At 69.4% G+C, this 4,589-nt stretch carries 7 protein-coding genes; 1 reads left to right on the forward strand and 6 read right to left on the reverse strand.

Annotated elements, in window-relative coordinates; genetic code table 11:
* The 5 genes from B4E30_RS00625 to B4E30_RS00645 all read right to left on the reverse strand — a co-directional run.
* Positions 1–890 (reverse strand): efflux RND transporter permease subunit (locus B4E30_RS00625; RefSeq protein WP_286793060.1); only part of this gene is annotated, 890 nt, incomplete at its 3' end.
* Between the two features lie 113 nt (positions 891–1,003).
* Positions 1,004–1,381 carry a fluoride efflux transporter FluC gene (locus tag B4E30_RS00630; protein ID WP_286793062.1) on the reverse strand — a complete coding sequence of 126 codons (378 nt, stop codon included), beginning with the start codon at positions 1,379–1,381 and terminating at the stop codon, positions 1,004–1,006.
* Positions 1,378–1,788: a fluoride efflux transporter FluC gene (locus B4E30_RS00635; RefSeq protein WP_286793064.1), complete on the reverse strand. Its 411-nt coding sequence runs from the start codon at positions 1,786–1,788 to the stop codon at positions 1,378–1,380. Before B4E30_RS00635 ends, B4E30_RS00630 begins: the two co-directional genes overlap by 4 nt.
* A gap of 22 nt (positions 1,789–1,810) precedes the next feature.
* Positions 1,811–2,773, reverse strand: coding sequence for a DNA topoisomerase IB (locus B4E30_RS00640; protein WP_286793065.1), 963 nt, complete (start codon positions 2,771–2,773; stop codon positions 1,811–1,813).
* A 6-nt stretch (positions 2,774–2,779) separates the two neighbouring features.
* Positions 2,780–3,046: an SAP domain-containing protein gene (locus B4E30_RS00645; RefSeq protein ID WP_194384328.1), complete on the reverse strand. Its 267-nt coding sequence runs from the start codon at positions 3,044–3,046 to the stop codon at positions 2,780–2,782.
* Positions 3,047–3,291: 245 nt separating this feature from the next.
* Here B4E30_RS00645 and B4E30_RS00650 point away from each other — a divergent pair, with 245 nt between their 5' ends.
* Positions 3,292–3,456, forward strand: coding sequence for a hypothetical protein (locus B4E30_RS00650; protein ID WP_176759463.1), 165 nt, complete (start codon positions 3,292–3,294; stop codon positions 3,454–3,456).
* A gap of 63 nt (positions 3,457–3,519) precedes the next feature.
* On the opposite strand, the gene B4E30_RS00655 is transcribed toward B4E30_RS00650, so the two are convergent.
* A complete protein-coding gene (locus tag B4E30_RS00655; RefSeq protein WP_286793067.1) occupies positions 3,520–4,305 on the reverse strand; it encodes a MerR family transcriptional regulator in 786 nt (261 codons plus the stop codon).
* Positions 4,306–4,589: the final 284 nt, after the last annotated feature.

Genomic DNA, 4,589 nt, shown 5'->3' on the forward strand with positions numbered 1-4,589 from the left:
ACCGTGTTCGCGGCGGGGAGCTTGGTGACGGCGATCGTGAGGGCGGGTTCGCCGTCGACCCGGGAGATGCTCGTCTGCGGGTCCTCGGTGAGCTGCACCTCGGCGACATCGCCGATGGTGACCAGGCCCGCCTGCGCCTGTTCCGCGTCGCCGGGCACGAGGGGCAGCTGCCCGACCTCGTCGACGCTGGTGATCTTCACGCCGGTCTGGACCGTGAGGGTCTCCCCGTCCTCGGTGATCTCGCCACCCGGGAAGAGCACGCCGTTCTGATCGAGGGCATCGGTGATCGCCTGCTGCGTGTAGCCCGCCGCAGCCAGTTCGGCGTCATCCGGAGTGATCGTGATGCGCTGACCGATCGCACCGACGACCTCGGCGGAATCGACCCCGTCCACGTCTTCGATGTCGGGGATGACGCTGGACTCGAGCTGCGCCTGGATGCTCTCGGCGTCGTCGTAGCCGGTGACGGCGAGCTGGATGACCGGGAAGTCGTCGATGCTCGCGGAGATGACGTTGGGCTCGACTCCGTCGGGCAGCTGCGACGAGATGCGGTTGATCGCCTGCGTCATCTTCTGCTCGGCCGTGGCGAGATCGGTGTCGTAGTCGAAGGACGCCTGCACGATCGACGCGTTCGTGGTGCTGGTCGCCGTGCTCGACTCCAGCCCGGGGACGCCCTGGATCGCCGACTCGATCGGCGTGGAGACGTCGGTGTTGACCACCTCCGGCGAGGCACCCGGGTAGGTGGAGACCACGATGAGGGCGGGGAACTCGATCGTGGGGATCAGTTCCTGCTTGAGGCTGTTGAGCGCGATGCCGCCGAAGATGGCGGCGACGATGGTGATCAGAGCGATCAGCGCGCGGTTCTTGAGGCTCAGGACGGCGAGATTCGACACGTGTGACCTTTGAAAGGGGGCTGCGGTGCGGGCGACGATACTCGGATGTATCCGGTTCAGTATTTCACGGGCTGCACCCGTGATCTCCGGGGGATATCCCCCGAAGCAGAACCTCACATCACCAGCGCGCCGAGACCGATTCCGACCGCGGCTGCGGCCACGCACACCACCGCGGTGCCGGCGACGTTGAGCCAGGCGCGCCGCGCCTCGCCGTCGCCGAACAGCAGCGCGGTGTCGACCGAGACGGTGCTGAAGGTGGTGAAGCCCCCGAGCAGCCCCGTCCCGAGGATCGTGGCCACGTCGCCCGGGAACACCTGGCCGGCGAATGCGGTGACAAGCCCCAGGACGAACGACCCGACGGCGTTGACGACGAAGATGCCGAGCGGGAATCTCGCGGGCGTGCGCGCCGTGACGAGCACATCCACGAGGTAGCGGAGGCCCGCGCCGGCCCCTCCGGCCGCGGCGACGATCAGGAACAGTCCGACGCTCATGCGGCGTTCCCCTGACGCAAGCGCCATCGGCGTGTGATCGCCACCCCGGCCATCGCGGCGACCAGGCCGAGCGTGACGGCGCCGGCCACCAGCAGCATCCCCCACAGCGGCGCGACCGCGAGGGTCTGCGCCCCGGCCACCGCGAACGCACTGTACGTCGTGAACCCCCCGAGCGCCCCGGTGCCCGCGAAGGCCCGCCACAGCGGGTGCCGGTCGCCGAGCGCGGCGACAACGAAGCCGAGGAGGAACGATCCGGCCACGTTCACCGCGACGGTTGCGACGAGGAGCGGCGTCGTGGCCTGCCCGGCGAACGGGAGCAGCGCCAGCTCCCGCAACGCCACGCCGAGGATTCCTCCCGCGACGACCGCGCCGAGCATGCGCGGGCGCACGAGCGGGGATCGGGTCACGCGCCCACGATAGTCCGGACCGTCAGCCGAGGATGAGCTTGCGGATCGCCGACTCGGGCCGCACCGACAGGTCGAGCAGGTCACCTCGGGCGTACCGGCGGAAGACCCGCGGATCGATGTACGAGGCGCGGGCGACGGCCGGGGTGTTCCCGAGCGCCTCGGAGGTGGCACGCACGGCGAGCGTTTCGGCGCGCTTGCGCTCACGCTCGGTGTCCACCGTTCCCATGCGGGCAAGGGCCTCGGCGGCGAGGATGGTGCCGCGGAGCGTTCGGAAGTCCTTCGCCGTGAACAGCCCGCCGGTGAGCGCCCGCACGTGCGCATTGACGTCGGTCGGACTGAGCGGGGCGCGTCGGCGACCCTTCCGGTAGGAGAGCAGGTGCGAACGCGCGCGACCGGCCGCGAGGTCGGCGATCACCGGCGCGAGGTCGGCGTCGTCGATCTGGATGTGCGCGCGCTGACCGCTCTTGGCCGGGAAGGACAGCGTGACCACCGTGCCGTCGACCTCGGCGTCGCGCCGCTGCAGGGTCGTCAGCCCTCGGCTGCCGTGGCGTTCGAGGTAGCGGGCGGAGCCGATGCGCGGGGCTCCCTCGTCGAGCAGCTTGAACGCCGCTCCGAGCACCTTCTCCCGATCGAGCGCGTCGCGTCGCAAGGCGGTCGTCGCCTGCCGTCGCGCGTGCGGAAGCGCGCCGGCCAGATCCAGCGCGCGGGCGAACTTGCGGCTGTCGCGACGCTCGCGCCACTTCGGGTGGTAGATGTACTGGCGACGCCCGGCATCATCGATGCCCACCGCCTGGATGTGCCCGCAGTCCTCGGTGCACACCCAGACCTCTTCCCACGCCGGCGGGATCACCAGCTGTTCGACGCGCCGACGATCCTCTGCCCCGATGTCGTCTCCGCTCGGGTCGACGTAGCGGAATCCGTTGCGCGAGCGCACGCGGGTGATCCCCGGGTCATCGGTCGGATGAACCCGGACCAGTCGCACCATCGACGGTCAGTGGTTGCGCAGCAGGGAGATCAGCTCCGCCTTGCGCTTGTCGGAGTAGCCGCTCAGTCCCAGTTCCTTGGCGCGCTTCTTCAGGTCGTCGACGGTCCAGTCCTCGTAGCTGCCCGACTCGCCGCCGCGACGGCCGACGGTGCTCTTGCCCTCGTTCGCCGCGGCGTTGGAGATGCGCGCGGCCTTCTCCTTCGACGCACCGTCTTTGCGCAGCTCTTCGTACATATCGGGGTTCTTCAGGTTCGACCCGCGTCCTTCGGGCATGACGACCTCCTCCGTTCGAATATCGAGACGCTACTGCCGAGCGCGTGGCTGTGAAGCGGGGTTGACACGAGGGCGAGCCCCGGACACGACAGCTCGCGACGCCGTCGCATGGACCTACCACCGGATTTCTGACGCCGTCAACCCCCTGGGGCCGGCGCCGTTCCGGTGCCACTGTCGTCATTGTGCCCACGAGGCATCCGGCCGCCGCACCCCGCGCGCAGTCGACCACTGAAGAGGAGCCCTTCATGAACCTCGCACTGATCATCATCATCGTCGTCGCGATCGTGCTCGCGATCGTCGGCGGTCTGGGTGAAGCCCTCAGCTGGCTGCTGTGGGTGGCGCTGATCGTCGGCATCATCGCGCTCATCGCTCTGCTGTTCCGGGTGATCAGCGGAAGTCGGCGCCCCTGACTTCCGTCTCATGACACGGATGCCGCGGCCCCTCGGGGTCGCGGCATCCGTCGTTTCCGACCGTCACGCGTGCGCACCGGGCAGGTGCGCGTCGGCGTAAGCGCGCAGCGCGTCGCGCACGAACTCAGCGCCTTCGGTGCCGCCGGCTGCCGTCGCGTAGTTCGCGCCGAAACGCGGGTCCGCGACGTACATGTCGGCGAGGCCGAGGACGTATCCCCTCACGTCGCCGCCCGGGTCGGCTGCCGGCGTGCCGGGAACGCTCCGCAGCCACGCGACGTGCCGGGCGGCGAGCGCCTGCGCCTCGTCCGAGCCGGGTGCGACGCCGCTCTCTGCGACGGCGACCCAGTCGCGCGCCAGCTGCGCGGTGCGCTCCTGCCACGTCGCCTTCTCGGCGGCATCCATTCCGCTCCACCAGGCATCGCTTCGCGCGTACGCGTCGCTGCCCCAGCGCTGCTCGACCTCGTCGCGGTAACGCGTGTGGTCGAAGCCGTCGAACATCTTCTCCGCCATGATCTGTTCACCTCCTTCCAGGGATGCGATGGTCGCCTCCACGGAGGCGATCTGCTGCGACGTGCGCTCCTGCTCGCGTCGCAGCCAGTCCAGGTGCACCCGCAGCGCCTCCGCGGGGTCCGTGCGTCGTTCCAGCACCTCGGCGATACGCGACAGGCCGACTCCCAGATCGCGGAGCAGCAGGATGCGCTGCAGACGCACGAGCGCGCCATCGTCGTAGTGCCGGTAGCCGTTGGAGCCGACGCGCGATGGCACCAGCAGCCCGATGTCGTCGTAGTGACGCAGGGTGCGGCTCGTCGTGCCGGTCAGGCGCGCGACCTCGTGAATCGACCATTCCATGCCCGTCCTTTCCACGCCACCGACGCTAAACGTTGACGCAACGTCAATGTCAACCCCGCCCCAGCCCGCTCGCCCGCCGGTCCGCCCGCCCGCGGCCCGCGCCCGCGCATCCGGTGATAAATACGTTCGGGCGCGAGAAACACCGCAACGCGTGGTGTTTCGCGCCCGAAGGTGTGTTTCGGCGCGCAAAACCCTTCCGCATCGCGATATATCGTGTTATGTTCGGGTCACGATATATCGCGAGTATGGGGCTCGCGAGGAGGAGACGGACATGGCTCTGGAGA

This window comes from Microbacterium sp. UBA3394 (genome assembly GCF_002358725.1).
Lineage (GTDB): Bacteria > Actinomycetota > Actinomycetes > Actinomycetales > Microbacteriaceae > Microbacterium > Microbacterium luteum.